The organism is Planktothrix mougeotii LEGE 06226, from assembly GCF_015207485.1.
GTDB lineage: Bacteria > Cyanobacteriota > Cyanobacteriia > Cyanobacteriales > Microcoleaceae > Planktothrix.
Genome location: NZ_JADEWU010000034.1, coordinates 20,635 through 46,764 on the forward strand (window position 1 = coordinate 20,635; position 26,130 = coordinate 46,764).

The window sequence follows — 26,130 nt, forward strand, 5'->3', positions numbered from 1 at the left end:
TTAATTATGATCTCTGAACCCCTTGTCGTTTCCCCAATTTATATTGTTATTGTAGCTTCAACGGTGTTGGCCGTCTTGTGGGGAATCATTTTTAAAGATATGTTGGAATATCAAGTGGCGGTGTGGAGAGAAAGTCCTCAACGGTCAACGTCTATTCCTTATAAAACTCCCAATTTAATTGCGGCTTATTTGGGAATGACGTTATTTATCTCATTGTCTGTTAGTTCCAGTTTAGCGGTGTTTTTTCCCGTCTATTGGATTGCAGGATTGATGGGGTTAATCGTTGTGATTCCGACGGCTTTATTGATTTGGGTACAATTAGGTTCAATGTTGAATTTATTAGCCACAAAAGGTTATGAATCTATTGATATTGATACCCTATTTGTCGATAAATCTGCTGAAAAAGTACCGAATCCAACGGTTAGTAAAAGCTAAAGTTAATTCATTTTTTGTCTTTGTTGTTGACACTGGGTTGAAGCCCTGAAGGGCTTACTACAAGTTTGGGTTGGAGCCCTGAAGGGCTTACTACAAGTTTGGGTTGGAGCCCTGAAGGGCTTACTACAAGTTTGGGTTGGAGCCCTGAAGGGCTTACTACAAGTTTGGGTTGAAGCCCTGAAGGGCTTACTACGGGTTTGGACTTGACAGAATGAATACTCATCAACGATAATAAGAGATTGTGTCTAAACCTTGCTCGGAACAGGTGCAGACATGGCAAACGCTCGAAAAAGACACAAAGTTCATTAACCTGTTAAGGGTTGAACGTGCTTTCAGTGTTTTTGGGCTACCTGTACGGCAACCTTAACCCAAAATTCCATGAGTTACGCAATTATTGAAACAGGCGGTAAACAAATCAAAGTAGAACCCGGTCGGTTTTACGATATTGAACTATTAGCCGCCGAAGAAAATGAACAAATTACCATTGATAAAGTTCTGTTAGTCAATCATGACGGCGACGTTCAAATTGGTCAGCCTTTAGTGAGTGGGGCGACGGTTGAAGGTACTGTGATGCGCCATCTGCGGGGACGGAAAATCATTGTTTATAAAATGCGTCCGAAGAAGAAAACCCGCAAAAAACAAGGTCATCGCCAAGAAATTACTCGGTTGATGATTGATTCTATTTCTCTGAATGGGTCTGTCGTGGCGAAGCGGGAAGAACAACCCGCAGAGTCTGGGCCAGCGACAGAAGAGTAACACCACATTGCGTCAGACTATCTAACATACTGATTATTTCATTGGGAGAATACAATGGCTCATAAGAAAGGGACGGGTAGCACTCGTAACGGTCGTGACTCTAACGCCCAGCGCTTGGGTGTCAAGCGTTATGGCGGTCAAGTTGTTCGCGCGGGTAATATTTTAGTTCGTCAACGGGGTTGCAAATTCCACCCCGGTAACAATGTGGGTATCGGTAGCGATGATACCTTATTCGCCAAAATTGATGGGGTTGTTTGTTTTGAACGTAAAGGTAAAACTCGCCAAAAAATTAGTGTTTACGCTGTTCCTCAAGCTGAACCCGCAGCAGTTGAAGCTTAATTAATTTTATCTCTTGTTAAAGCGGGCTAAAATAGCCCGTTTTTTATTAAAAAAATTTAGCATGATTCAACCCTTGTAGGGTGCGTAAGTACAGCGCACGCACCCCTTTATTTAAGGGTTAAAAAACAGGTTAAATCAGGCAATTAGTTACTGAAATTACAGAATTTCTGAGAGTGTTCTAGGGAAAATCTCACCGTCTGGCTGCAAATGTCATTAAACGCTCATATTTTATCCTAAACTCTTGATTATTCTATCCCTATGTTATAGGATTTATTTCAAGAAAAACACTCAATATCAGTCCAGTTACCATCTGGAAAAGAGGCGTATTTTTTTGAATATTGTTAAATTCGCCACACAATCAATGAACTTTGATCTGTTCCATAGCACCTTGTTTCAGTAGATTAAACTGGATCTGCTTTAACGTGCTAATCTTGAGTTAAAATTCATCAGTTTCTTAACAGTTATCAGTGGTTATCGGTTGCTGAAAATCATTTAAAGGATTATTTTCTATGAAAGCTGTTTCACCGGATCACCATCATATCTTATTTAATGATTCTCGTACTAACATTGATTTAAACCAGCTTCAAAGGTTATTTCAACTCGCTGCATTTTGGGCAAAAGATCGAAGCCAAGAAGATTTAAAAATTGCCATTAGTAATAGTGAACCTGTTGTTACAGTATGGGATTATGAGCAAATGATTGGGTTTGCAAGAGCAACTTCTGATGGCATTTATCGCGCGAATATTTGGGATGTAGTAATTCATCCTGATTATCAAGGGAGTGGACTGGGACGAAAATTAGTCCAAACTGTATTAAGTCATCCCAAAATGTGCCGCGTTGAACGAGTTTATTTAATGACAACCTATCAACAAAAATTTTATGAACATATTGGGTTTGAATATAATTCAAGTACCACAATGGTTTTGAATAATCAACTGTTAGAAATGAAGAGTCAAAAACCAGACTTAACAAGCATTTATTCCTCACAACAAACCTAAAAACCCCGTCTGTAGCACAAATTTAGCAATTAAAATTATAAGTTTTGTTGAGAACTGTCGTTTCTTTTTTCCCCTTCAGAGGTGACAAAAACTCCCCATCGTGAAACACTAAGAAACATAGATGTAAATACTTAGATATCCATCATGACGGTCAGCACAACCTCCAAACCTGAATTGATGTCCCGCTTCGTCAACGGGATTTTAGCGGTTAAACCCCTCAGCAATTTTGCGAAACACCAAGCCCGACAAATGATGATTAAACGGGCTGAAAAAATGGGAGTTCCTTGGCGAAAACAGACGGAAACCTTACTCGCCCGGAATTGGGATGCAGAATTATCTCAAGTTGAAAACCCCAATCTGCAATATCCCGATTATTATGTTACGTCCTTCCACGCCTATGAGGAGGGAAATCTAAGTTGGCAAGCGGCGGTTGAAGTCGAAGTTGCGGCTTATGCGGTTCATGCTAAAATTTGGCCAGAAGCAGGTGCCCAGGGTGATGCTAAATTGCGGCAAAGTTATCATGATATTTTAAAAGCTCAATTACCGACTCCTCCCCAGGATATTTTAGATTTGGGATGTAGTGTGGGAATGAGTACATTAGCGCTGCAAGAAACGTTTCCTAATGCGAAGTTAACGGGTGTAGATTTATCGCCTTATTTTTTAGCAGTTGCTACCTATAATACCCAAAAACAATCCAATTGGAAATATCCCCCCCAATGGGTTCATGCAGCGGCAGAATCAACCCGTTTACCCAGTGCTTCTTTTGATTTAGTTTCTTTGTGTTTAATTTGTCACGAATTACCCCAAGCTCCCACCCGTGAAATTTTCCACGAAGCACGACGTTTATTACGTCCAAATGGTCATTTGGCAATTATGGATATGAATCCGCAATCAGAACAATTTAAAAAAATGCCCCCCTATGTTTTTACTTTGTTAAAAAGTACAGAACCTTATTTAGATGAATATTTCACATTAGATATTGAACAAGCCATAATGGATGCAGGATTTCAACGTCCTACGATTAAATTTAATAGCCCTCGTCACCGAACCATTATTGCTAAGGTGAGCTAGGATTTAAAAAGATTCCGCTTTAAAATTGTGGAACTATTAGCCATAAATGAGCATTTTCGGATGTAGGGGCGAGGTCATCTCGCCCTTAAAGGTTATCAGTTCATTTCATTAAATTACGTTTATGTTAGAAGCCAATGGTTTATTTAATGAATCCTTTTATTTAGCTCAAAATCCCGATGTTGCTGCGGCTGTTCAGAGTGGGGTAATTGCCAATGGATTTCAACACTTTATTGAGTCGGGTCAATTTCAAGTTCGCCAACCCAGTCCCCTCTATGATGAATCTTATTATTTAAGTACAAATCCTGATGTTGCCCAAGCCGTTAATAGTGGAGCATTTGCCAGTGGTTTTCAACATTATATTACCCTAGGGCAATTTGAAAATCGTAACCCCAGTTTTTTATTTAATACCTCTTATTATTTAACCGAAAATCCCGATGTTGCCCAAGCCGTTGCCCAAGGTAATATTACGGGAATTGAACATTTTATTGAATTCGGACAATTTGAAGATCGTAGCCCCACACCCCTTTATAATTCTAGCTATTATTTAGCTCAAAATCCCGATGCTGCGGCTGCGGTTGAACGAGATGAACTCACGGGAATTCAACATTATATTAATATTGGGGCTGCGGAAAATCGACGGTTTACCCCCTTTATTGACCCAGAGGGTTCTAGTTTATTAAATCGAGTCGCAACGGGGGATACAACTGCAACTTCAACGGTATTTTGGACACGCAGTTCGGCGGCAGGGCCGATTACGTTAGAATATGCTACCAATCTAAGTTTTTTTAATCCTATTGGTGTTCTCAATACCACCGTAACCGATATTACTGAACCTGTTAAATTAGCAGTCAATAATTTAGCACCTAATACTCAATATTTTTATCGATTTACCAATGCTCAAGGGGTATCATCGGTGGGAAGTTTTCGCACGCCAGCACCCCTCGATATTCAAACAGAATTAAGATTTGGAGCAACAGCAGACGGACAAGGAGAATTAATGCCTTATATGTCTGTCGATAACGTTCCCGAACGCAATTTAGACTTTTTTGTACAATTGGGAAATACCATTTCTGCGGATACAATTTCTCCTGATTTACCCGATGTACAACAAGCAACAACACCCTTAGATTTTAGAACCAAATATAATGAAATTGTTTCCCCCCGTTTAGATCTTAATCCTTGGGCAAATTTGCAAGCTTCCACAACTTTATATGGGACTTGGAATGATCAAAATCTAATTGAGAATTTTGCCGGAGGAGAAAATCCTGCCTTATCTCCTCAACAATTCTTTTTTGGAAATGAAGGACAATTTATTAATGATACCAATCAATTTAATATCGGTTTAGAAGCTTGGAAAGACTATAATCCTGTGGGAAATCAAGTGTATGGAGAAACCGGAGATCCACGCACAGCAAATCAAGAAAAACTCTATCGATTTCAACCTTTTGGTCAGGATGGGGCTCTATTTGTATTAGATGCCCGTTCGTTTCGAGATGCACCTTTACCTCAAGTTCCTGACCCGGCTTTAGACAGTCAAATTCATCAATTTTTAGCGTCTTCTTTTGACCCCAACCGGACGTTATTAGGTAAAGTTCAGTTACAAGATTTAAAGACTAATTTATTAGATGCCCAAAACGCTGGCGTGACTTGGAAATTTATTTTTTCTCCGGTTCCCATGCAAAATTTAGGACTGTTTGAGTCGGCTGACCGTTGGGAAGGCTATGCGGCTGAACGCACGGATTTATTACAATTTATTGATCAAAATAATATTCAGAATGTGGTGTTTATATCAGGCGGTGCAGATGGAACGATTGTTAATGAGTTAACTTATCAATTAAGTTTTGATCAACCTCAAATTCAAACTGATGCGATTGAAATTACCGTAGGGCCTATAGGTCAGCAATTGAATTTAGGGGAGGAGTTGATTCCTGCAACCTTTGGTTCAGAACTGATTAACTTGAGTTCAATTGATACCATTACTCAAGAGACAAAGGATTTTTATCAAACCTTAGATACGGCTTCTAGTCAAGATCAATTGGTTCAAAATATTCTTAATAATCAATTAAATCAATTAGGATATAATAATCCGATTGGTTTAGATGAAACTCAAGGAAAAGCTGAGTTAATGCAAGGGTCTTATTTTGCGGTGCATAATTTTGGCTGGACAGAATTTGTGGTAGATGAACAAACCCAACAGTTACAAGTCAACGTCTACGGAATTGAACCTTATACCGAAACCGATATTAAAACAAGTCCTGCTAATATTATTAATCGTCAGCCAGAAGTCATTAGTCAGTTTGTGATTAATTCCGTTTGATAAAAAATAGCTTGATTTCGCCCTTTTGCTTTAGCTTCATAAAGTGCGTCATCTGCCCTTTGAATCAACCGATCAAAATGAGTATTAGGAAGAGGAATACAAGTGGTTATCCCTTGACTCAAAGTTATATAACGATGGGGGGAATCGGGGTGAATCATTTTAACTTTAGCGAATTCCTTTTGAATCAATTGAGCGACAGTAATCGCCCCATATTGGTCTGTGTTGGGTAAAATAATAGCAAATTCTTCCCCGCCATAACGAGCCACTAAATCTGCTGGACGTTTGGCTAATTTTGTTAAGATTTCAGCGACTTTTTTTAGACATTCATCGCCTTGTAAATGTCCATACATATCATTATAATTTTTAAAAAAGTCTACATCACATAAAATCAAAGATAAGGGCAATTGTTCCCGTGCTAACCGTTTCCACTCTGAGAATAAATAGGTATCAAAATAACGACGGTTAGCAACTTGAGTTAATCCATCAACCGTGGCAAGGCGGTGTAATTCTTGATTAACTTCTTCAAGTTTATGATAGAGTTGAGATTGTTGAATCGCCATGTTAACTTGAGCAGCTAAAGAAAGAATAATTTTAACTTCTGATTGTTGCCAATTTCGCTGATATCGACATTGATGAACAATTAATAATCCCCATAATTTTTCCTTTTGAAGTAGGGGAACAATTAATTTAGATTTAATTGCTACACTTTGTAAATATTTCACTAAACAAGGTAATAAAATATCTTGATTGATATCAGGAATAATCCGAGGAAACCCTTGACAATACCGTTGATAATACTCTTTAGGAAAATCATCTTCTGGGAAAGCTTCACCTAACAAGGAAGACCAACCCGGTGCTAGGGATTCTGTGACTACTTTGCTGGTTTTATCTCCATAAAATCGTAAACATAAAACCCGATCACAATCGAGTAAATCTCGAATTTCATCCACGGTTGTTTGCAGAATTTCATCTAAATTTAAACTTTGACGAATCTTGGTTGTAATTTTTTGGGTTAATCGTTCCCATTTAATTTGTTGTTTGATAGCAACTTCGGCTTTTTTTCGTTTGGTAATATCCTGTCCAATGCCAATCTGCATTCCATTAGATAACCGAATATTTGCCCAAGCTGTATCTAAAAGTTTCCCCTGTCGATTCAGGGTTTTTAGATCTTTCCACTCCCCTGTTGCGCTTAACATAAAATCAATTACACCCTGACGATATTCTGGATCAAGATAACAAGCTTTTAGGAGATTCATCTGTTGAATTTCCTCAAAAGACCATCCTAAAACTTGCTCTAATTCTCGATTAATGAATTTGATTTCACCTTGAGAATTATAAAAGGCTAACATAATCGGAATATGATCAATAATCATTTGTAAAATTTCTGTTTTTTGTTTCAACTCTTCTTGAGCATTAACTAATTCTGTAATATCAGTATGCGCCCCAACCATCCGAATCACACGCCCTTGATCATCTTTAAAATGAATCGCACGACTGAGAATATAAACCGTTGATCCGTTTTTATGATAAAATCGTTGTGTTGCTAAAAATCGCTCAATTTTTCCACTATTGTAGTCTTCAATTCGTTTTAAAGCTGTGATCCGATCTTCGGAGAAAATCACTTTTTCCCAAGAGGATAAAAGATTCGGTAATTCTTCATCTTTATACCCAATCATTTCTTTCCACCGGGGCGAAAAATAAATTTCTCCCGTTACCCAATCCCAATCCCAAAATCCATCATTAGAAGCAGTAATCGCTACTTCAAATCGTTCTTTAGCAAATTCTAATTCTTCCTCTACGGGTTTACATTCAGTCAAATCTCGTCCAACCGCCTGATATTCAATAACTTCACCTTGTTCATTAAAGAAAGCTTGATGAATCCATTGTTGCCAACGAACTTCTCCAGAAGATAGAATAATAGGATGTTTGTAAGTACCGACTGAAGCTTGGGGAGATAAACTTTGGAGGTAAGTTTTTAAGGGTTGATGTTCGACTGGGGGAATTAAGGAATAAGTCGTTTTTCCTATTAATTCCTGAAAAGATTGATTAAAATAACGACTAAAGGCTAAATTAATAAAAGTAATTGTTCCATCCGGTAGAAATCGACAAATTAATTCGGTTTGCGTTTCTACAATTTCTCGATATTTTTCTTGACTTCGGAGTCGGTTTTCTAACTGTTTGCAGTTTTGTTGTTCTTCGTACAGTTGTAATTTTAATTGTTGAACTTGAATCTTTAGCTTTTGACACGGGCTTTCTGGGTTATAGGAACAATCTGTTAGTTCTTCTGCCATAAATCCTCCCTGGATTTTGTAAATTGATAGAGAAACTTCAAATAGTGCCAGTTTTTGAGAATAATTTGCCCCTGAAGAATATAACAATATTATCGCTCTTCTTTAAATAGTATTTTAAGGTAATACCGGGAATAGGGAGTAGTAATTATTTCTCTAGTTTATCGAGAAAAGCAATTATAATTCTGGTTTCGGTTTTTAAAAGACTGATTATAATTTATGATATCATCCGCAGTCAGCTGATCAATAAATAGCTTATGATCAGCTAAAAACCTAGTCTCTCTATCCCCATTAAATCTTATTTTTAAGATTTTTGAGAGAAACCAGGTTTTATTTTAGGGCTGAATTTGGTAATTTAAGCTAAAACCGAATGTTCTGGACGAGCAAAAATCATTCGACCTGCGGAAGTTTGTAGAGAACTGGTCACAATAACGCGCACCTGATCTCCGACATATTCACTTCCATCTTCCACGACAACCATTGTGCCATCATCTAAATAGCCAATTCCTTGAGAAGGTTCTTTTCCTTCTTTTCTAATTTTTAACTCAATAATATCCCCTGGTAAATAGGAGGGACGAATGGCTTGAGCTAAATCATTAATATTCAGAACTGGAACTTGCTGTACCGTTGCGACTTTGGATAAATTGTAATCATTCGTTAACAGCGTGCCGTTAATTTCTTGAGCAAATCTCACTAATTTGGCATCCACTGTTTGAGGTTCTTCATAATCAGCCGGATGAATGGAAATTTGATCAGGATAGTCTTCCCGCAGACGGTTGAGAATATCTAATCCTCGCCGTCCCCTGATTCGTTTTTGATCATTAGAAGCATCGGCTACTAATTGTAATTCCTGTAAAATAAACTGAGGAACTAAAATTTGACCTTCGATGAAACCGGTTTCTAACAAACTTTCAATCCGTCCATCAATAATACAGCTTGTATCAATGACTTTTGTATAGGCAGGTTTTAGGGTTCCTTCTGCCAATAACATTGATTCTAAACTGTTGGGATTAATAATTCTGAAAAATGCCCGTCCGTGAGTATCCGCTAAATTAACCCCAGTAAATCCAAACATGACACTGCATAACACCGCTAACAAGGGTTTAATAAACCCAACTTCACGGGGAATAGGCAGTAAAAATAAAGGCGCTAACATTAAATTAGCCACTAATAATCCAATCACTAAACCAATCGCACGGGTGATTAAAACATCCAGTGGCATCTGACGAATTTGTTCTTCTAAACGGCGATAGGTGGTTTGCACCACTAAACCCATCACGCCTCCGATTAAGGCGGTAAATGCACCTGTAACGGATCGCAGTCCTTCGATATTGGTGACTTGATCGAGTACAGGTTTCGGAAGCAATTCAATGCCGTAGAAGCCCGTTCCAGCACCAGCTATTATGAATAAAATAATAATGATTGCATCTAGCATGATTTTAAGCCGATGGAAGTGGGTTGGAAATCCTGTTGAGGAGATCCGCAGGTTTGGGTACTATTATATCTTCTGTCGGAAACCTGATCTGTATTCAAGGGTTAGGGAAAACCGACTGCATCTATCCATCCTCCCTTAAGTTTGGCATTCGAGATCACTCTAAACCCGCTTGTACCTATACTCTCTACATCTTGATGGGTTCAAGGTTTACGGTTTCATACCTAATCAAACTTCTAATTTCTTTACAAACAATTTAGAATTGAAGATACAAATGTTGATAAAATTCCATGAATGCTAATCCTCTTGTTAACAAAATTCAGCCTTCCTTGCCATTTCAAGATTTAGAACCGCCCAAATCTGCCTATTTACATATTCCTTTTTGTCGTCGGCGTTGTTTTTACTGTGATTTTGCTGTTGCGGTTGTGGGCGATCGCAAACACGGGGATAATTCTACAATGATTCAAGATTATGTCGATATTTTATGTCAAGAAATTGATCAAGAATCTGTAATTGTTCCAGCTTCTAACTTAAATACAATTTTCTTGGGAGGGGGAACTCCTTCATTATTATCTGTTCATCAGCTTCAGAGGATTTTAAACACCGTTGATCAAAAATTGGGTATTGCTAAAAATGCAGAAATTTCCATGGAAGTTGATCCCGGAACCTTTGATCGGGAAAAATTACAGGGTTTTGTAAATTTAGGGATCAATCGGGTAAGTTTAGGGGTTCAAGCCTTTCAAGATAAATTGTTACAATTAGCAGGGCGATCGCATAGCGTTGAGGAAGTTTTTACTGCTATTAATATTATTGAACAAGTAGGAATTCAAAACTGGAGTTTAGATTTAATTTCCGGTTTACCTGAACAAACCCTCAAAGATTGGGAATTGTCTCTAAAAAAACTATTACAAATTAACCCGAATCATGTTTCGATTTATGATTTAATTGTCGAAGATAAAACCCCTTTTTCCCGCTATTATACTCCCGGTGAATTCCCTTTACCTTCGGAAGAGACTACAACTCAAATGTATCGTTTGGCTCAAAAATTATTAACACAAGCAGGATACGAACATTATGAAATTTCAAACTATGCCAAACCTGGGTTTCAATGTCAGCATAATTTAGTGTATTGGAAAAAACAATCCTATTATGGGTTTGGCATGGGTGCGGCGAGTTATCTTCAAGGTTATCGTTTAACAAGACCTCGAAAACGCCTAGAATATTATGCTTGGGTGAAAGGGGATCATTCTGATGATATGAGTGAATTTGTGAATACAACTCAAGAACAATTATTAGAAACCTTAATGTTAGGATTACGGTTATCAGAAGGCATTAATTTAGAAGCATTATCCCAACAATTCGGAACAGATACCCTACACAATATTATAACACTATTAATGCCTTTTTTTCAACAAGGTTTAGTTGAATTTTTAGATAGTTATCAGAATTTAATTCAACCTAACTTTAATCAAGGATTAATTCGCTTAACTGATCCCGATGGTTTCTTAGTCTCCAATCAAATTTTATCAACAGTATTCGCTGGATTAAGCGAACTGTAGCTGAGGTTTAATCCTCTTCTCTATAGCAAGTCTAAATCAGTTGTACAAATAGCTGGAAATCCGAATAATCCTAGGGGCGAGGCGCGCCTTGCCCCTACAAAACGAATTTGTGTCCATTTTTTAGGGTTAATAATCTTGATATCATGATGAGTGTACAATTCATTTAGACTTGCTATATTGTTGTAAGTCTTAGGAGAAAAAGAGATGACAACACCCGAATTTAACTTTTTTCAACACTGGTATCCTCTAGTTCTTCTAGTCGATCTTGACCCCAAATATCCAAAAACAATCACCCTATTGGGAATGCGTTTAGTGATTTGGAAACCCAAAGATCAACAACATTATCAAATATTTTTAGATGAATGTCCCCATCGTTTAGCCCCCTTAAGTGAAGGCAGAATTGATGAAAAAACGGGAAATTTAATGTGTAGTTATCACGGTTGGGAATTCAATTCTCAAGGTGTTTGTACCCGCATTCCCCAAGCCGAAAACCCGGAATTAGTCAAAGATAAATTTTGTGTTCAAAGCTTTCCCACCCGCGAACAACAGGAAATTTTATGGGTTTGGACTGATCCATTATCTCCTGAATTAGCTGCAAAAACTCCCTTAGCTTTATCCCCTCAAATTGATGCTGAAAAAGGATTTGTTTGGAGTTCTTTTTTTCGAGAATTAGACTATGATTGGCAAACGTTAGTCGAAAATTTAGTTGATCCAAGTCACGTTGCTTTTGCTCATCATGGATTACAAGGAAGGCGAGAAAATGCTCAACCGATTACGTTTGAACTTCTGCAATCAACAATCCAGGCTATTGAAGCCACAATTTCTGTTCCAGGTCGCACGATTAAATTTCATCCCCCTTGTCATATAGAATATCAAATTGAATTTCCTAACGGCAAAAAAGTTGGAATTGTAGCGTATTGTATTCCTGTTTTACCCGGAAAATCCCGATTAATTGGTTTCTTTCCTCAAAACTTTGCTAAAACTTTAGTTCAACTTAAGCCTCGATGGTGGGATCATATTATGCTGCGGAATTTAGTCATGGATAGTGATATGATGCTACTGCATCAACAGGAACGCTTGTTACAACAAAATCACCCGAATCAAACCTGGAAAACCGCTTATAAAATGCCAACCAGCGCTGATCGTTTAATTATTGAATTCCGTAAATGGTTTGAAGAGTATTGTCACGGACAGTTACCTTGGAAACAGCTTAATATTCCGGTTCCTGAATATTCCCCTGTTAATGATAACCGTCGTCAAGTTATGGATATTTATCACCAACATACCCAACATTGTAGTAGCTGTCGAAATGCTTTAAAAAATATTCAACGGTTACAATTAGGGTTATTAATTTACTTCGTATTAACGGTTTCTACTGTAGCCTTAATCTCAGATTCTCTTCGGTCACACTGGGGATTTCCCTTAATGGCGATCGCTCTTTTCGGATTAGGTATTTATGGAGGATTAAAATATTATTTAGAACCCAAGTTTTATTTCATAGATTATATTCACGCAGACAAAGAGTAGGGTGAATTTTTCCCGCTCAAAACACCCTAAAAAAACAGCCCATCAAAACTCTATCCTGAATAGGATTTTGATGGGCGAAGCTCATCCTACTTTAAACCGTTACCGATTTTTCTAAAATTAATTTAGAGCGTTTTACCTTTTCAGGAATATCAATCGGATAATTCCCGGTAAAACAAGCCGAACAGAAGGTATTGGGATCTTCCCGTGTTGCTTTTAACATTCCTTCCCAACTCAAATAAGCTAAAGTATCTACCCCAATTTGTTGACGAATTTCCTCAATAGATTTCGTCGCCGCAATCAATTGTTCCTGACTATCGGTATCAATTCCATAGAAACAAGGATGGGTTACTGGAGGAGAAGAAATTCTCATGTGAACTTCTTTTGCACCCGCATCCCGTAGCGCCTTAACAATTTTGCGACTGGTTGTTCCTCGAACAATCGAATCATCGACAATAATCACCCGTTTACCTTCTAATACATCCCTTAACGGGTTTAACTTCATGCGAATTCCCGACTCGCGCATACTTTGGGTCGGCTGAATAAACGTCCGTCCCACATAACGGTTTTTAATTAAACCCTCAGCAAAAGTAACGCCGGACTCTTGGGAAAATCCAATGGCGGCGGGAATTCCAGAGTCGGGAACGCCGATGACAATATCCGCATCTACAAAGGATTCTCTGGCTAAAATCCGTCCAATTTCCATGCGATAACTGTAGAGACTTTCGCCACACATCACACTATCAGGACGGGCAAAATAAATCATCTCAAACACACACAATTTCCGCGCAGGTTTCGGACTCCAGTGAAAGGATGCCATTCCTTCTTCGCTGATCCAAACCAGTTCCCCAGGTTCCACATCCCGCAGATATTCTGCCCCAATAATATCTAATCCGCAGGTTTCTGAAGCTAAAACATAGCGTTTAGGATTTGTCGGTAACGTTCCAATCACTAAAGGTCGAATGCCATTGGGGTCACGCACTCCCATTAATCCTTTTGGAGTACCTATGACTAAACTATAAGCTCCTTGGCAGAGGTTAAAGGCACTTAACGCCCCTTCCAACCAATCTTTGCCATTATTGACTTCTGAGGCGATGGCTAAGGCAATCATTTCGCTATCCGTCGTGGTCAGAAAGTCAAATTCACGCTTGGTTAATTCCTCACGCAATTCCCCAGTATTGACTAAATTACCATTATGTGCTAGTGCGAGGGAACCTAAACGAGTTGAGACCACCGCAGGTTGAGCATTCACCACCCGACTCGATCCCGTGGTGGAATAGCGGGTATGGCCCACCGCAATATGGCCAACGAGGTCGTTTAATAGGGTTTCATTGAAGACTTGGGACACTAAACCCATGTCTTTATGTAGATGTACCTTGTCGCCCTCAAAGGTGGCAATTCCGGCGGATTCTTGGCCTCGGTGTTGGAGCGCGTACAGACCAAAATAAGCCAGTTTTGCAACATCCTCACCCGGAGCATAAACCCCAAAAACGCCACAGGCTTCTTCTGGTTTATCGGGTTGTTCGTGATCAACCGGGTGGGCAGAGTGCGTATCAAGGGAATCGTTTGGAATCATGTTACGGTTTGGCTCCTGATTGGCAAAGTCAGATGGTGGGAACGGTATAACGCTACTGGATTATAGAGGTAGAATGACTAAAAAGTTAATATTCTCTTAATCTTGTCCCTCTTTACTGTAGCTTATTTGACACGGATCAGGAAATAAAATCAGTCATCAGTGATCAGTGATCAGTGATCAGTGTGTAGGACTCAGATTTTGATCATTGGTTAACATCTTGATGAACCCGCCTGTACAGACTCCCGCTATGCGAGTGAATCAACTGTCTATTTCTCGACTGATCACTGATTATTCATAACCGTCGTTCAATAGCGTTTTCATAGGAAACCTGCATTTCTGCAACATTAACCTCTATTAAGCTGTGATCATCAGCCGTGAGAATTTGTAAAGATTCAGACTCCGAACCCACATAACCCAAGTTTTGCCAGATGTAGTTTTCTGCTCCTAAGTGTTGTTGCAGATAGGTTTCCCAAACGGATTGATTTTCAGGATTAACAGAAACCAAAATTCGTCCTCCGCCTTCTGCAAACAGAATATTATCCCAACGGGGGGAAGAGTCAGAACTTAAACTCAGCTTAACCATTGCGCCTTTTTGACTACTCATGCAACATTCAGCTAAGGCCACCGCTAACCCCCCTTCAGCACAATCATGGGCCGATTGAATCCACCCTTGACGAATGCCTTCTCGACAGGCGGTTTGAACTTTTTGTTCTAACTCAAAATCGACTCTGGGAGGTTTACCTGCAATAGTTCCATGTAACACGGCTAGATATTCAGATGCGCCCAAGGTGGGTAAAACTTTGTCATCCCCCAAAAGATAGATTAAATCCCCCGAATTTTGCCAACCTTGGCCACAAATTTTCGTTAAATCCGCAATTAATCCCACCATTCCCACCACCGGAGTCGGATAAATGGCTTCTGGATTTCCCTGTGCATCCAGGGTTTCATTATAAAGCGACACATTCCCCCCCGTCACCGGAGTATTAAAGGCTTTACAGCCATCGGAAATCCCTCGACAGGCTTCCGCTAACTGCCAATATCCAATAGGTTTTTCAGGACTGCCAAAATTTAAGTTATCCGTCACCGCAATAGGTTCAGCACCGACACAACTTAAATTCCGGGCGGCTTCTGCTACCGTTGCTTTTGCTCCTTCGTAGGGGTCAAGATACACATAGCGAGAGTTACAGTCTACGGTTGCGGCTAATCCCTTGTTAATTGGCCCTTGGAAATTCGGAACAGGTTCCAACGGCCTTAATCGAATTACGGCCGCATCTCCGCCCCCAGGAACCAACACGGTATTATTTTGAACTTGATGATCATATTGACGATAAACCCAGCGTTTAGAGGCAATAGAAGGAGTATCTAATAACGTTAATAAAACGTGATTCCACGATTGAAATTCGCCGTTAATTTCCAGTCCTGAAATTGTAGATTGAGGTAAAGATTCCGGTATCCATTGCCATGCTTTTTGGGCATATTCTGGCGGTTGCGATAATATTTCTCTCGGATATAATGGCGTATTTTCTGCTAAAGCATCGGCTGGAATTTCCGCCGCAATTCCCTTTTTAAATAAAATTCTAACGATAGGTTCGGCAATCACTGTTCCTGCTACAACCGCTTGTAATCCCCACCGATGGAAAATCTCAATTAACTCCTGTTCCCGCCCTTTTTGAGCCACAAATAACATCCGTTCTTGAGATTCCGATAACAGATATTCATAGGGCACCATTCCCGTTTCTCGTACCGGAATTAAGTCTAAATCCAGTTCAATTCCGACCCCACCTTTTGCCGCCATTTCTGACGTTGAGCAGGTAATTCCTGCGGCTCCCATATCTTGGGCTGCAACGACCGCCCCGGTTTTAAAGGCTTCTAAACACGCTTCAACTAAAGACTTTTCTAAAAACGGATCTCCCACTTGTACTGCGGGGCGATCTTGGATCGATTCTTCGCTTAATTCAGCACTAGCAAAACTCGCGCCACCCATGCCATCTCGCCCCGTTGTTGAACCAACATATAACACCGGATTTCCAATACCAGAAGCACCGGATTTTACAATTTCTGGGGTTTCCATTAACCCAATTGCCATCGCATTAACCAGGGGATTTCCGTTATAAGCGGGATCAAAATAAACCTCACCGCCAACAGTTGGAACCCCGAAACTATTCCCATAATTAGAGATACCTGAAACAACCCCTTTAAAGATTTGTCGAGTTCGAGAATCTTCTAAGGAACCAAACCGCAAAGAATTTAACGCCGCAATGGGACGCGCCCCCATTGTAAAGATATCTCTTAATATTCCTCCGACTCCTGTAGCAGCACCTTGGAAGGGTTCAATAGCCGAAGGGTGATTATGGGATTCTATTTTAAAGGCAATATGCAGTCCATCGCCAAAGTCCACAACTCCGGCATTTTCTCCTGGCCCAACTAATATTCTCTCTCCCGTCGTCGGAAATTGTTTGAGGAGGGGACGGGAATTTTTATAACAACAGTGTTCACTCCACATCACGCCAAACATCCCCAATTCTGCTTTATTGGGGTGTCGTCCTAAGCGTCGGACTATTTCTTTATATTCTTCGGGTTTAATGCCTTCAGAAGCGATTTCTTCAGCAGAAAAGGGACAATTGGTTTCGTTAGACATGGGTTAAGCGATCGCACTTTGCAGACAGCATTATTTATTTTATATTAAAAGGGAACAGGGAACAGGGATAATACTTCTGGCTGTTTCATGTCAGTTGTCAATCATTACAACCTCCGTCTCGAAGGCGCGGATTGCTATAGTTAATCTGATGTTTTACTAACTGATGCAAAAGATGACGAATTCTTGGGGTTAAAATGATCTGATCTTCTTCAAATTCCTCAATAGTTTTACCCGCTACAGAATAAGTAACTTTCAACCCTTGAATTAATGTTTCTTTGCCATCAACTTGCGCTCTCTCACATTCTCCCGAAAAACTCAAAGAAAAATGACTCAAATCTCCATTTTTTTTGAAGGATGATAAAAATAATATATCATGTCCTTGGGAAGCCATAAAATATTGATCATAGCCTTCTTTTCTCATAGACTTTACCAGTTCCGTCATGAGGTTAGCGAGTTCATTGTTCATAAACAAGAATCTACTAGGCGCGTAAAATTTTTCCAAGCTGTCCCAACTTTGAATCCGTTTACCTTCAATTAAGTTTTCTTGCTCGTAAAAATCGGCAAGATTTTCCATCACAGCCAAGGGAAATTCTGTCTGGATTTGGGAGGGTAAAGCGCGATCGCAGATCCACCGCTTTAAAAGTTTTGCTAAACTTCTTCGATCTTGAGTTTTGAGGGTAAATAGTAGGGTATTATCTCCATAGAAAGCTGCATTTAGAATTTGGCTTTGATGATCAAAAGCAATATTGTATTTTCGATCATCACTTTCAAACCAAAGTTTATAGTTATAGGAAAGACAACGCTCAATCTTGACTAATTTCGATAAGTTTGGATCAGCAGCAACTAAATCCTTATAGACGTTGATTATATCTCGTTTGCATCGGTCAATAAATGAAAACTTCTTGTAAAGGATAGAAAGTTCATCCCCTCGAATCCAGTCATCCACCGCGTTAATTGTATCAAGTTTTGAGGATGTCCGCCCCGTCGCTACTCTTTTAGAATTTTTCCCAAATGAGATAAAATATTCAGGAGTTCCAAACTGATCAAAGCATTCTATAGAACAAATCTTAAAACCAGATTTTACCCAACAACACCAATGAACACCAGCACCTTTTATGGAACAGATAATAGGCGGAATTCTATTAACAAACTTTTTTTTAAGATCCCTATACAAATCCTGAGCATGATCTTTTTCAAGGTATCTCATAAAATTAATGCAGTTTTATGGTGCTCTAAAATGACTATTCCCCAAATTAACAATTATTCTATCCATCAATATTGGATGAATCAAGCCTTAGAATTAGCGCAACAAGCGGGAGAAGCTGGAGAAGTGCCCGTTGGCGCTATTATTATTAATCAGAATAATCAATTAATTTCCCAAGCTCAAAACCGCAAAGAAAGAGACTGTGACCCCACCGCCCATGCAGAAATATTAGCACTACGAAAAGCAGGTAAAATCTTAAAAAATTGGCATCTCAATACTTGTACCCTCTACGTTACTTTAGAACCCTGTCCGATGTGTACCGGAGCAATTTTACAAGCTCGTTTAGGGTTATTGGTTTATGGTGCAGATGATCCTAAAACGGGTACTATTCGCACCGTTGCGAACCTTCCTGATAGTGCTTGTTCGTTTCATCGGTTATCGGTTTTAGGAGGAATATTAGAATCTTCCTGTCGTCAACAGTTACAAGCTTGGTTTGCTCAAAAACGCCATTGAACAGCTTTGCTAAACAGACAATAGAAAAACTGTCCTGAACCCCATAGATAATCCCTTTTAAACTTTTTAATCTAAAGTTAAGAGGTTTATTTGATCCAGAAAACCATTATGCTCATCCTTGACTCTCATCAATCTTCTGCAAGAATGTCCATCCCGACAAAGGAAACACCCACTAATTCTGATGTTTCCCCCTGGTTAGCTTCCCTGGTTTACCCCTTGGGACGATATTTTGTTTTACCGTTCTATTTCAAATCCCTGGAAGTCATTGGCCAAGAACATCTTCCCAAACAAGGCCCTGTTATTTTAGCACCGACCCATCGTTCTCGTTGGGATGCCTTGATCGTTCCCTTTGCAACGGGTCGCCATGTCACAGGACGAGATTTACGATTTATGGTGACAGTGGATGAAATGAAAGGACTCCAAGGCTGGTTTATTCGTCATTTAGGGGGGTTTGCGGTGAATCAAAAACACCCGACTATTGCCACCCTCCGTTATGGGTTAGAATTACTCCACCAAGGAGAAATGTTAGTGATTTTTCCAGAAGGTAATATTTTTCAGGATCATCAAGTTCACCCCCTCAAACCGGGACTCGCTCGTTTAGCACTACAAGCGGAAACCAGCTATCACAATTTAGGGATTAAAATTGTACCGATGTCCTTACACTATGATCCGATTATCCCCCATCAAGGTGCTCGCGTTCAAGTTAGGATTGGTTCTCCCTTATCAGTTCTTGATTATGCTCAAGGTTCGATTAAGAAAAATGCTCAATCTCTGATGCAAGATTTAGAATTTGCCCTCCATCAAATTGATCAGCAATAACCGTTATAATCAAGATTAAGAGTCAGCAATATGTTGTTTGGATTAAATCAATAGGAATGAACTCTAGCTTAAATTTCCAGCCCGGTCAGATTGTGGGATTAAATCATCTCAACCGTTGTTTATATGCAGAAGTCATTCAAGTTGTCGAATTTCGGGGAGTGTGTTGGGTACGACCTTTGATGTTAATTGAAGGATTAGCCGATCCGGATCAAGGTAATTATTGGGATTTTCCGAATACTCCAGAATCCTTGATTTTATACAATTTACACCAAAGCCCTGATTTAATTTGGCCGACTCAGTTATTTAGAGCCGCTTTAGATACGGAGGTTATTCCCTTTCTAGCTCAGTTAGACTCTCCAGAGATCAATTCTCCTAGAATTAAACCCGTTAATGCTTGTTCTGCTCACCAACAATTGCGAGAGTTTATTCGTCAGGTTTGGCAAGCTTATCCTGATGTTTTTCAGTCTGTTGATCATCCTGAAGTTGATGTTTAATGAACTGAAAAACACGTTTAGTAAGCACCGTCAACCTAATCGCTGAAAATATTTTATTTGGCTATATCAAAATTTTAAACGGTGAACTCATTAATGGCTAGAAATTAATCGAATACGACCTGCATCCATTTCTTCCATTAATAGTTCTAGGGCTTCATAATCCACATCTGAAATATAACCGAGTCGGGTTAACTCAGTGTTAATCGCATTTTCGATTTCCGGGGTCAGACATTTGAAATAGAGTGCTTTTTCAACGAGTTTACGAATCATATTAGTTGCGGACATGGTAAGTACAGACAACTCAGATACCTTTATTGTCTTATGAATTTCCTGATCTGATGGTGATCGAGTCCTTTTTTGTTGAGTGATCCTTATCACTGAAGGGATGGGAACTTTACCAACATTTATTCCGTCCCCAGCCAATCCAACTTAGGGTATATTTTTCAGTGTTTTTGGATACATTCTTACCTGCTATTGAAAAGGTAGCCGAAAAAATAAATCTATTTTGGGCAATTTCAGTTTAAAACATTTTATTTCACTTACGGATATTAATTCATGTGTTAATTGTTACTATTTTTTTCTTAAATAGGGTTCTCGTATTTTAGCCTAATCCCCTTATTTAATCAGTTACACAACAATTCTTACTGAAAAAAACAATACCCTGATCAGAGTAACATTTTTACTCTAGGATTTGACCCCCAACGAATTACAGAAGGCTGCTACAATGATCAGATGACAAGATTCAATAAAGGTGAGGTTGACTTTGGCCGTCGCAGTAGAACAACTGATTACACCGGAAATTCACCAACCTGCACGTTATTTGGGTCAGGAGTTAGGCGCGAAACGTAAACCCTGGGAGTCCGCCCTCGTGCGTTGGTCGTTAACTTATCCTGAAGTTTATGAGGTGGGTGTTTCTAATTTAGGTCATGTTATTCTCTACAATATTTTAAACACTCAACCTCGGCAATTATGCGATCGCGCCTATCTCCCAGCACCGGATTTTGCTAAAAAATTACGCGAAACTCAAACTCCTCTATTTGCTGTTGAGTCCCGGCGTTTTTTAATGGATTTTGATATTTTAGGATTTAGCCTTAGCTACGAATTAGGGGCAACTAATATCCTAGAAATGTTAGATTTAGCGCACATTCCTTTAACGTGGAAAGAGCGACAAAATTATTCGGTTTGGGAAACTGAAACTAATCCGAATCAACTCCATTATCCATTAATTTTTGCGGGAGGACAAACGGCAACTTCTAACCCCGAACCCTACGCTGATTTTTTTGATTTTATTGCGTTAGGAGATGGCGAAGAATTATTACCCGAAATTGGATTAATATTAGAAGAAGGTAAGAAGAATAACTTAAATCGAGAAGCAGTTTTATTAGATTTAGCGCAAATTCCAGGGGTTTATGTTCCCCAATTTTATCAGATGTCAGAAGAAGGTTCTGTTCATCCTAAACGGGCTGATGTTCCCGCTCAAATTTTAAGACGGGTTGCCGCCCCAATGCCCGCTTATTCGATTAAATTTGTGCCTTATGTCCAAACGGTTCACGATCGGTTAGTGATTGAAGTTCGACGGGGTTGTACAAGGGGTTGTCGCTTTTGTCAACCGGGAATGTTAACCCGTCCGGCGCGTGATGTGGAACCGGAAGCGGTGATTCATACTGTTGAAAGAGGTATGAAAGAAACGGGTTACAATGAATTTTCTTTATTATCTTTGAGTTGTTCGGATTATTTATCTTTACCCTCGGTGGGAATGGAAATTAAAAACCGCCTCAAAGATTACAATGTTAATTTAGCTTTACCGAGTCAACGGGTAGATCGCTTTGATGAAAATATTGCTAATATTATTGGGGGAACGCGACAAAGTGGGTTAACTTTTGCCCCTGAAGCGGGAACTCAACGGATGCGAGATATTATTAATAAAGGGTTAACCAATGAAGAATTATTAAAGGGAGTTAAAACGGCCTTTGAACAAGGATGGGATAAAATTAAACTCTATTTTATGATTGGTTTACCTGGAGAAACCGATGCGGATGTATTAGGAATTGCTGAAACAGTGGCTTGGTTACAACGAGAATGTTCGGCTCAAGATCGCAGAAAATTAAACTTTAATTTAACCATTTCTAACTTTACCCCCAAACCTCATACTCCCTTTCAATGGCATTCCGTTTCAACAACAGAATTTGAACGGAAACAAAAATTATTAAGACAGGAATTTCGCCGGATGAAAGGGGTGAAAGCGAATTTTACTGATGTTAGAATATCAGCAATGGAGGATTTTGTCGGTCGAGGCGATCGCCGTTTAGGATCAGTTGTTCGTAGAGCCTGGGAACTGGGTGCTGGTATGGACTCCTGGTGGGAAAGTTTAGATCGGGCTTTTGGTGCTTGGACACAGGCGATCGAAGAAGCGGGTTTAAGCTGGAAATATCGTCGAGTTGAAAGCGGAGAATGGAGTTTAATCCAATCTGTAGAAACCCCTGACAACCCCGTAGAGACGAGCCATGGCGCGTCTCTACAGATGGATCAAACTTTATTAGATCAATCCTTACCTTGGGATCATATTAATAGTGGGATTGATAAAAATTGGTTAAAAGATGATTTAAAACGAGCGTTAGAAGCGGCGACTGTTCCTGATTGTTCTTTTGAGAGTTGTTCCCATTGTGGTGTTTGTGGAACGGATTTTGGTCATAATATTGTCATTGAATCTCCAGCCATTCCTAAATTTTCTGGAGAATTTATTCCGAATACTCAAAAAGTTCAACGGTTAAGAGTTTGGTTTGGCAAATTAGGGGATATGGCGTTAGTCGGACATTTGGATTTATTAAAATTATTAGATCGGGCGGTTCGTCGTGCTTCCCTTCCCCTAGCTTTTACCGCCGGATATCGCCCTAGTCCGCGAATTTCTATTGCTTATGCCTTACCATTAGGGGCAACCAGTAGCGGAGAAATTGTTGATTTTGAATTAACAGAATTGATTGATTTAGAAGAATTTCGCCAAAAATTAGCCGAGGGTTTACCCGAAACAATACCCCTATATTCTATCCAAGATATTCCTGTAAACTCTCCTTCTTTAACCGATGTTGTTAAACAAGCAGAATATCATTTAACCATCCAATGGAAATCCGAAACCGGAAATTCACCGCAATGGTTAGAGTGGATAAATCGCGTTAAAGCCACCTCAGAAATTCTATGGGAAAAAACCACAAAATCAGGGAAAAAGAAATTAATCAATTTACGAGAACAGTTACAGGAACTGGACATAATTTCTCCCGAAGGGACAGTGCTGCGTTATGTCGGAACTTGTCTCAATGATGGGACACAACTGCGACCGGAACATATTATTGAGATGTTAGAACAAGTGACTCACCAAGAGTTTCAATTGTTACACATCCACCGTCAGCAGCTTTTAACCCACGACTAACAAAGTTCTACGGACTGAGAAAATTTGCATTTCATCCAGTGTTATCGGAAATGTTGGGTTTAAAACCTCGTCACGAACGACAAACTCAGGGCAAGCTCTTCTAGGACGGCTTGTTATTCAGTTTTGTGTTAAAATGTTCGAGGTCGTAAAAAAACCACCCTATCAAAGATACTCCGAAACCCAATAACAAGGTTGAAAGTCCTGTGGGGTTGACGATGAGAAAGGGGAAGCGGAGGTAAGGCAATGGTTCAGTCCAACCTTGAACGCATCAATTAACAAATTAAAAAAGTTTAACTGAGTGAACGAGGTTAAGCTTAAGTCGCCGGAGGGCATTCGGAGACTCTAAACGGACGTGGAGATTGGGTAAGACCTAAACACTTAGGCATTGATCTGTGAAGCGTCAACCCCATTCAGCGACCCTTGCGGCGTGGTGAAGAATGCACTCGCCTTTAGGCAGTGGAGGATGTCAAGCCAAAGTCACCTTGATGGCTGACGACAGTTGTATAAAACCCGATCCTGATTTAGAAAGGATGGGAAAATATTGGACAACTCTTTGTCAATTGATAATCATTCGATAGTCAAGAATCAAGGGTTTAGAAAGGTTGAGCTTTGAAACCCCAACCTACTTTTAGGAGTAGCGTACCTGTCCCTTGGGCGGTTGAGAAATCCAGAAACCTTAATGTTGCTGAAAGTTAGCTTCTTCCGCATGCGTGCCCCACGTCTGACCCGTGATTGGCAGCGTGGGATGAATTGCGGTCAGGGACTAGAATGTTTAATAATTGGTTATAATAAAACCAGAAAGGAGGTGATGCAAAAGTGTTGAAAGCAATTCAGGTTAGGCTATACCCAACACCCGAACAAGAATTAGCGTTAGCTAAATCGTTTGGTTGTGCAAGGTGGTATTGGAACTATGCCTTAAATGCCTGCATTCAGCACTATAAAGAAACTGGAAAAAGTCTAAAACTAGCATCTTATAAGGGAATGCTCCCTCAACTCAAAAAAGAATATCCTTGGCTTAAGGAAGATTGTTACTCATCGGTTCTCCAATGTGTAGCAATTAACTTAGACAGAGCCTATAAAAACTTTTTTGAAGTCCGAGCTAAGTTTCCGAGATTCAAGTCCAAGCATCATCAGCAATCAATTCAATATCCCCAAAATGTTACTGTTAACAGTGACTATCTGAAAGTCCCTAAGATTGGTGAGATTAAAGCAGTTTTTCACCGAGAAGTCACGGGAAAGATTAAAACGGTAACAATCTCTAAAACTGCAACTAACAAATACTTTGCTTCAATTTTATACGAAGTTGAAGGAACTGATATTAAACAGTCAGGAGATAAGATTATTGGGATTGATCTGGGGTTAAAAGATTTTGCAATTGTTCATGATGGTGATAACGCAACTAAATACGCTAACCCCAAGCATTTATATCGTCACCAGAAAAATCTAGCCCGAAAACAGAACAAACTCTCTCGAAAAACCAAAGGAAGTTCTGCGAGAGAGCGGTTCAAGAAGATTGTAGCTAAGGTTCATGAGAGAATAGCTAATTCCCGCCAAGATTTCTTGCATAAATTATCAAGAAAGTTGGTAGACGAAAGCCAAGTTATTGTCATTGAAAACCTCAATGTCAAGGGAATGGTTAAAAACCGGAAGCTATCAAAATCAATATCTGATGTAGGATGGGGAATGTTTGTAAACTTCATAGATTACAAACTCAAGCAAAAAGAAGGCGAATTAATAGAAATTGGTCGCTTCTTCCCTAGTTCTAAAACTTGTTCGAGTTGCGGTCATGTACTAGATGAGTTGTCTCTAAATATCAGGGAATGGGATTGTCCTAACTGCCATACTCATCATGACCGAGATAGTAACGCTGCACTCAACATCAGGAATGAAGGCATCAGAATTAAAATTGAAGGCGGAGGGAACCCCGTCTCTGCTGATGGAGCCTGTATAAGACCGGATAACCGTAAGGTGAAAGGGCGTCGGGCTAAGAAATCAGAAGCCAACACTTACTCGTAGAGAAGTGTTGGTAGTTCACGGAAATCAGGAAAAAAGTAGCGAAGTCTCGTGTGGGAACATTCGCTTTCTTGAATAGAACTAGGGGGAAGGTTGTTCCAAGTTTAAGCCTGTAGAGAATCATCTTTGATGGGAATACCGACTTAGAAGGATCTCAATACAGGAAAAAATAAGGTCAATATCCAAAATTGTCCTAGGGTTGCAGTAGCTCAAATTCAATTCATTTGATTGGCAATGTGGCATTTTGTTTATGCCAGTATTTGACAATAAAACTTTTTCTGGTATATGTCTTAAGACCAGAACAAAACAAACTTACCTGAAGGGCCTAGGTTTAAGTCCAGTTCAGTGAGGATTAGGGGATATTGTGTAGCTTAGACCGTGCGATCTAAGCTGTACGCTCTAAAAAACTTTTGGGAAGGCGGATACGGTGTGCTGAGTCTGTCAAGAGGGAAACCCCTGTCAAACCCAAGTATCGTTTTACACAGAAAATGATGAAGGCTAACGGATAACAAATAACCTGCTTTCATTTCAGTTGCCCATAACGGTTTAAGGCTGACGGTTGATGGATTTTTGCGATGGGATTAGGTTCAGTATTAACCGTTATTTTTAAACAATTACTCACCTAATTTCCTCCGGCTTCCTGTCTTCGGTTTTTAGTCTTCCTAAAGGGCGACCATTCGCATTCATAGATTTACTAATCACGTCAATATTGCGAGGTACACGCAACGTA

20 protein-coding genes are annotated in these 26,130 nt (G+C 39.6%); 14 read left to right on the plus strand and 6 right to left on the minus strand.

The features are described from left to right. The first annotated feature begins 6 nt into the window (after nucleotides 1–6). The 6 genes from IQ236_RS15110 to IQ236_RS15135 all read left to right on the plus strand — a co-directional run bounded on the left by IQ236_RS15110 (nucleotide 7) and on the right by IQ236_RS15135 (nucleotide 5,916). Entirely contained in the window at nucleotides 7–435 is a 429-nt protein-coding gene (locus tag IQ236_RS15110; protein ID WP_193870001.1) for a hypothetical protein, read from the plus strand. A 378-nt stretch (nucleotides 436–813) separates the two neighbouring features. Continuing rightward, on the plus strand, nucleotides 814–1,191 hold the full coding sequence (gene rplU, locus IQ236_RS15115) for a 50S ribosomal protein L21 (protein WP_190523232.1): 378 nt from the start codon (nucleotides 814–816) through the stop codon (nucleotides 1,189–1,191). A gap of 54 nt (nucleotides 1,192–1,245) precedes the next feature. Beyond that, nucleotides 1,246–1,530, plus strand: coding sequence for a 50S ribosomal protein L27 (rpmA, locus tag IQ236_RS15120; RefSeq protein ID WP_190523230.1), 285 nt, complete (start codon nucleotides 1,246–1,248; stop codon nucleotides 1,528–1,530). A gap of 509 nt (nucleotides 1,531–2,039) precedes the next feature. After that, on the plus strand, nucleotides 2,040–2,528 hold the full coding sequence (locus IQ236_RS15125) for a GNAT family N-acetyltransferase (protein WP_193870002.1): 489 nt from the start codon (nucleotides 2,040–2,042) through the stop codon (nucleotides 2,526–2,528). Nucleotides 2,529–2,672: 144 nt separating this feature from the next. Next, nucleotides 2,673–3,599, plus strand: coding sequence for a class I SAM-dependent methyltransferase (locus tag IQ236_RS15130; protein WP_193870003.1), 927 nt, complete (start codon nucleotides 2,673–2,675; stop codon nucleotides 3,597–3,599). A gap of 121 nt (nucleotides 3,600–3,720) precedes the next feature. Continuing rightward, the gene (locus IQ236_RS15135; RefSeq protein WP_193870004.1) at nucleotides 3,721–5,916 is read left to right on the plus strand and encodes an alkaline phosphatase D family protein; all 2,196 of its coding nucleotides are present in this window, start codon (nucleotides 3,721–3,723) and stop codon (nucleotides 5,914–5,916) included. On the opposite strand, the gene IQ236_RS15140 is transcribed toward IQ236_RS15135, so the two are convergent. Then, a complete protein-coding gene (locus IQ236_RS15140; RefSeq protein WP_193870005.1) occupies nucleotides 5,892–8,207 on the minus strand; it encodes a diguanylate cyclase domain-containing protein in 2,316 nt (771 codons plus the stop codon). The two genes, IQ236_RS15135 and IQ236_RS15140, sit on opposite strands and share 25 nt — an antisense overlap. A gap of 352 nt (nucleotides 8,208–8,559) precedes the next feature. After that, the gene (locus IQ236_RS15145; protein ID WP_190523216.1) at nucleotides 8,560–9,639 is read right to left on the minus strand and encodes a PIN/TRAM domain-containing protein; all 1,080 of its coding nucleotides are present in this window, start codon (nucleotides 9,637–9,639) and stop codon (nucleotides 8,560–8,562) included. A gap of 287 nt (nucleotides 9,640–9,926) precedes the next feature. Here IQ236_RS15145 and hemW point away from each other — a divergent pair, with 287 nt between their 5' ends. Continuing rightward, entirely contained in the window at nucleotides 9,927–11,195 is a 1,269-nt protein-coding gene (hemW, locus tag IQ236_RS15150; protein WP_193870006.1) for a radical SAM family heme chaperone HemW, read from the plus strand. Nucleotides 11,196–11,399: 204 nt separating this feature from the next. Next, complete coding sequence (locus IQ236_RS15155) at nucleotides 11,400–12,722, plus strand: aromatic ring-hydroxylating dioxygenase subunit alpha (RefSeq protein WP_193870007.1); 1,323 nt, start codon at nucleotides 11,400–11,402, stop codon at nucleotides 12,720–12,722. Nucleotides 12,723–12,813: 91 nt separating this feature from the next. Here the strand turns inward: IQ236_RS15155 and purF are convergent, their stop codons facing one another. The 3 genes from purF to IQ236_RS15170 all read right to left on the minus strand — a co-directional run bounded on the left by purF (nucleotide 12,814) and on the right by IQ236_RS15170 (nucleotide 18,140). After that, nucleotides 12,814–14,295, minus strand: coding sequence for an amidophosphoribosyltransferase (gene purF, locus IQ236_RS15160; RefSeq protein WP_193870008.1), 1,482 nt, complete (start codon nucleotides 14,293–14,295; stop codon nucleotides 12,814–12,816). A 292-nt stretch (nucleotides 14,296–14,587) separates the two neighbouring features. Next, on the minus strand, nucleotides 14,588–16,933 hold the full coding sequence (gene purL / locus IQ236_RS15165) for a phosphoribosylformylglycinamidine synthase subunit PurL (protein WP_193870009.1): 2,346 nt from the start codon (nucleotides 16,931–16,933) through the stop codon (nucleotides 14,588–14,590). A gap of 97 nt (nucleotides 16,934–17,030) precedes the next feature. Next, nucleotides 17,031–18,140: a hypothetical protein gene (locus IQ236_RS15170; protein WP_193870010.1), complete on the minus strand. Its 1,110-nt coding sequence runs from the start codon at nucleotides 18,138–18,140 to the stop codon at nucleotides 17,031–17,033. A gap of 30 nt (nucleotides 18,141–18,170) precedes the next feature. Between IQ236_RS15170 and tadA the strand changes: the two genes are divergently transcribed. From tadA to IQ236_RS15185, 3 genes are all read left to right on the plus strand, one after another. Beyond that, complete coding sequence (gene tadA / locus IQ236_RS15175; protein ID WP_193870011.1) at nucleotides 18,171–18,650, plus strand: tRNA adenosine(34) deaminase TadA; 480 nt, start codon at nucleotides 18,171–18,173, stop codon at nucleotides 18,648–18,650. 108 nt (nucleotides 18,651–18,758) lie between these two features. Beyond that, nucleotides 18,759–19,469, plus strand: coding sequence for a lysophospholipid acyltransferase family protein (locus IQ236_RS15180; RefSeq protein ID WP_193870012.1), 711 nt, complete (start codon nucleotides 18,759–18,761; stop codon nucleotides 19,467–19,469). A gap of 56 nt (nucleotides 19,470–19,525) precedes the next feature. Continuing rightward, complete coding sequence (locus IQ236_RS15185; protein WP_193870013.1) at nucleotides 19,526–19,963, plus strand: hypothetical protein; 438 nt, start codon at nucleotides 19,526–19,528, stop codon at nucleotides 19,961–19,963. A 90-nt stretch (nucleotides 19,964–20,053) separates the two neighbouring features. Here the strand turns inward: IQ236_RS15185 and IQ236_RS15190 are convergent, their stop codons facing one another. Continuing rightward, nucleotides 20,054–20,248, minus strand: coding sequence for a hypothetical protein (locus tag IQ236_RS15190; protein ID WP_072719281.1), 195 nt, complete (start codon nucleotides 20,246–20,248; stop codon nucleotides 20,054–20,056). 478 nt (nucleotides 20,249–20,726) lie between these two features. Between IQ236_RS15190 and IQ236_RS15195 the strand changes: the two genes are divergently transcribed. The 3 genes from IQ236_RS15195 (at nucleotide 20,727) to IQ236_RS15205 (ending at nucleotide 25,403) form a co-directional block, all read left to right on the plus strand. Continuing rightward, entirely contained in the window at nucleotides 20,727–23,387 is a 2,661-nt protein-coding gene (locus IQ236_RS15195) for a TIGR03960 family B12-binding radical SAM protein (RefSeq protein ID WP_193870014.1), read from the plus strand. A gap of 437 nt (nucleotides 23,388–23,824) precedes the next feature. Then, entirely contained in the window at nucleotides 23,825–23,965 is a 141-nt protein-coding gene (locus tag IQ236_RS15200) for a hypothetical protein (protein ID WP_193870015.1), read from the plus strand. Between the two features lie 238 nt (nucleotides 23,966–24,203). Next, nucleotides 24,204–25,403 carry an RNA-guided endonuclease InsQ/TnpB family protein gene (locus IQ236_RS15205; RefSeq protein ID WP_193870016.1) on the plus strand — a complete coding sequence of 400 codons (1,200 nt, stop codon included), beginning with the start codon at nucleotides 24,204–24,206 and terminating at the stop codon, nucleotides 25,401–25,403. Nucleotides 25,404–26,130: the final 727 nt, after the last annotated feature.

Excerpts from the sequence above, each read along its gene's own strand:
- IQ236_RS15110 (WP_193870001.1), top strand. The coding sequence starts at position 7 with ATGATCTCTGAACCCCTTGTCGTTTCCCCAATTTATATTGTTATTGTA.
- rplU (WP_190523232.1), top strand. The coding sequence starts at position 814 with ATGAGTTACGCAATTATTGAAACAGGCGGTAAACAAATCAAAGTAGAA.
- rpmA (WP_190523230.1), top strand. The coding sequence starts at position 1,246 with ATGGCTCATAAGAAAGGGACGGGTAGCACTCGTAACGGTCGTGACTCT.
- IQ236_RS15125 (WP_193870002.1), top strand. The coding sequence starts at position 2,040 with ATGAAAGCTGTTTCACCGGATCACCATCATATCTTATTTAATGATTCT.
- IQ236_RS15130 (WP_193870003.1), top strand. The coding sequence starts at position 2,673 with ATGACGGTCAGCACAACCTCCAAACCTGAATTGATGTCCCGCTTCGTC.
- IQ236_RS15135 (WP_193870004.1), top strand. The coding sequence starts at position 3,721 with ATGTTAGAAGCCAATGGTTTATTTAATGAATCCTTTTATTTAGCTCAA.
- IQ236_RS15140 (WP_193870005.1), bottom strand. The coding sequence starts at position 8,207 with ATGGCAGAAGAACTAACAGATTGTTCCTATAACCCAGAAAGCCCGTGT.
- IQ236_RS15145 (WP_190523216.1), bottom strand. The coding sequence starts at position 9,639 with ATGCTAGATGCAATCATTATTATTTTATTCATAATAGCTGGTGCTGGA.
- hemW (WP_193870006.1), top strand. The coding sequence starts at position 9,927 with ATGAATGCTAATCCTCTTGTTAACAAAATTCAGCCTTCCTTGCCATTT.
- IQ236_RS15155 (WP_193870007.1), top strand. The coding sequence starts at position 11,400 with ATGACAACACCCGAATTTAACTTTTTTCAACACTGGTATCCTCTAGTT.
- purF (WP_193870008.1), bottom strand. The coding sequence starts at position 14,295 with ATGATTCCAAACGATTCCCTTGATACGCACTCTGCCCACCCGGTTGAT.
- purL (WP_193870009.1), bottom strand. The coding sequence starts at position 16,933 with ATGTCTAACGAAACCAATTGTCCCTTTTCTGCTGAAGAAATCGCTTCT.
- IQ236_RS15170 (WP_193870010.1), bottom strand. The coding sequence starts at position 18,140 with ATGAGATACCTTGAAAAAGATCATGCTCAGGATTTGTATAGGGATCTT.
- tadA (WP_193870011.1), top strand. The coding sequence starts at position 18,171 with ATGACTATTCCCCAAATTAACAATTATTCTATCCATCAATATTGGATG.
- IQ236_RS15180 (WP_193870012.1), top strand. The coding sequence starts at position 18,759 with ATGCTCATCCTTGACTCTCATCAATCTTCTGCAAGAATGTCCATCCCG.
- IQ236_RS15185 (WP_193870013.1), top strand. The coding sequence starts at position 19,526 with ATGAACTCTAGCTTAAATTTCCAGCCCGGTCAGATTGTGGGATTAAAT.
- IQ236_RS15190 (WP_072719281.1), bottom strand. The coding sequence starts at position 20,248 with ATGTCCGCAACTAATATGATTCGTAAACTCGTTGAAAAAGCACTCTAT.
- IQ236_RS15200 (WP_193870015.1), top strand. The coding sequence starts at position 23,825 with ATGCACTCGCCTTTAGGCAGTGGAGGATGTCAAGCCAAAGTCACCTTG.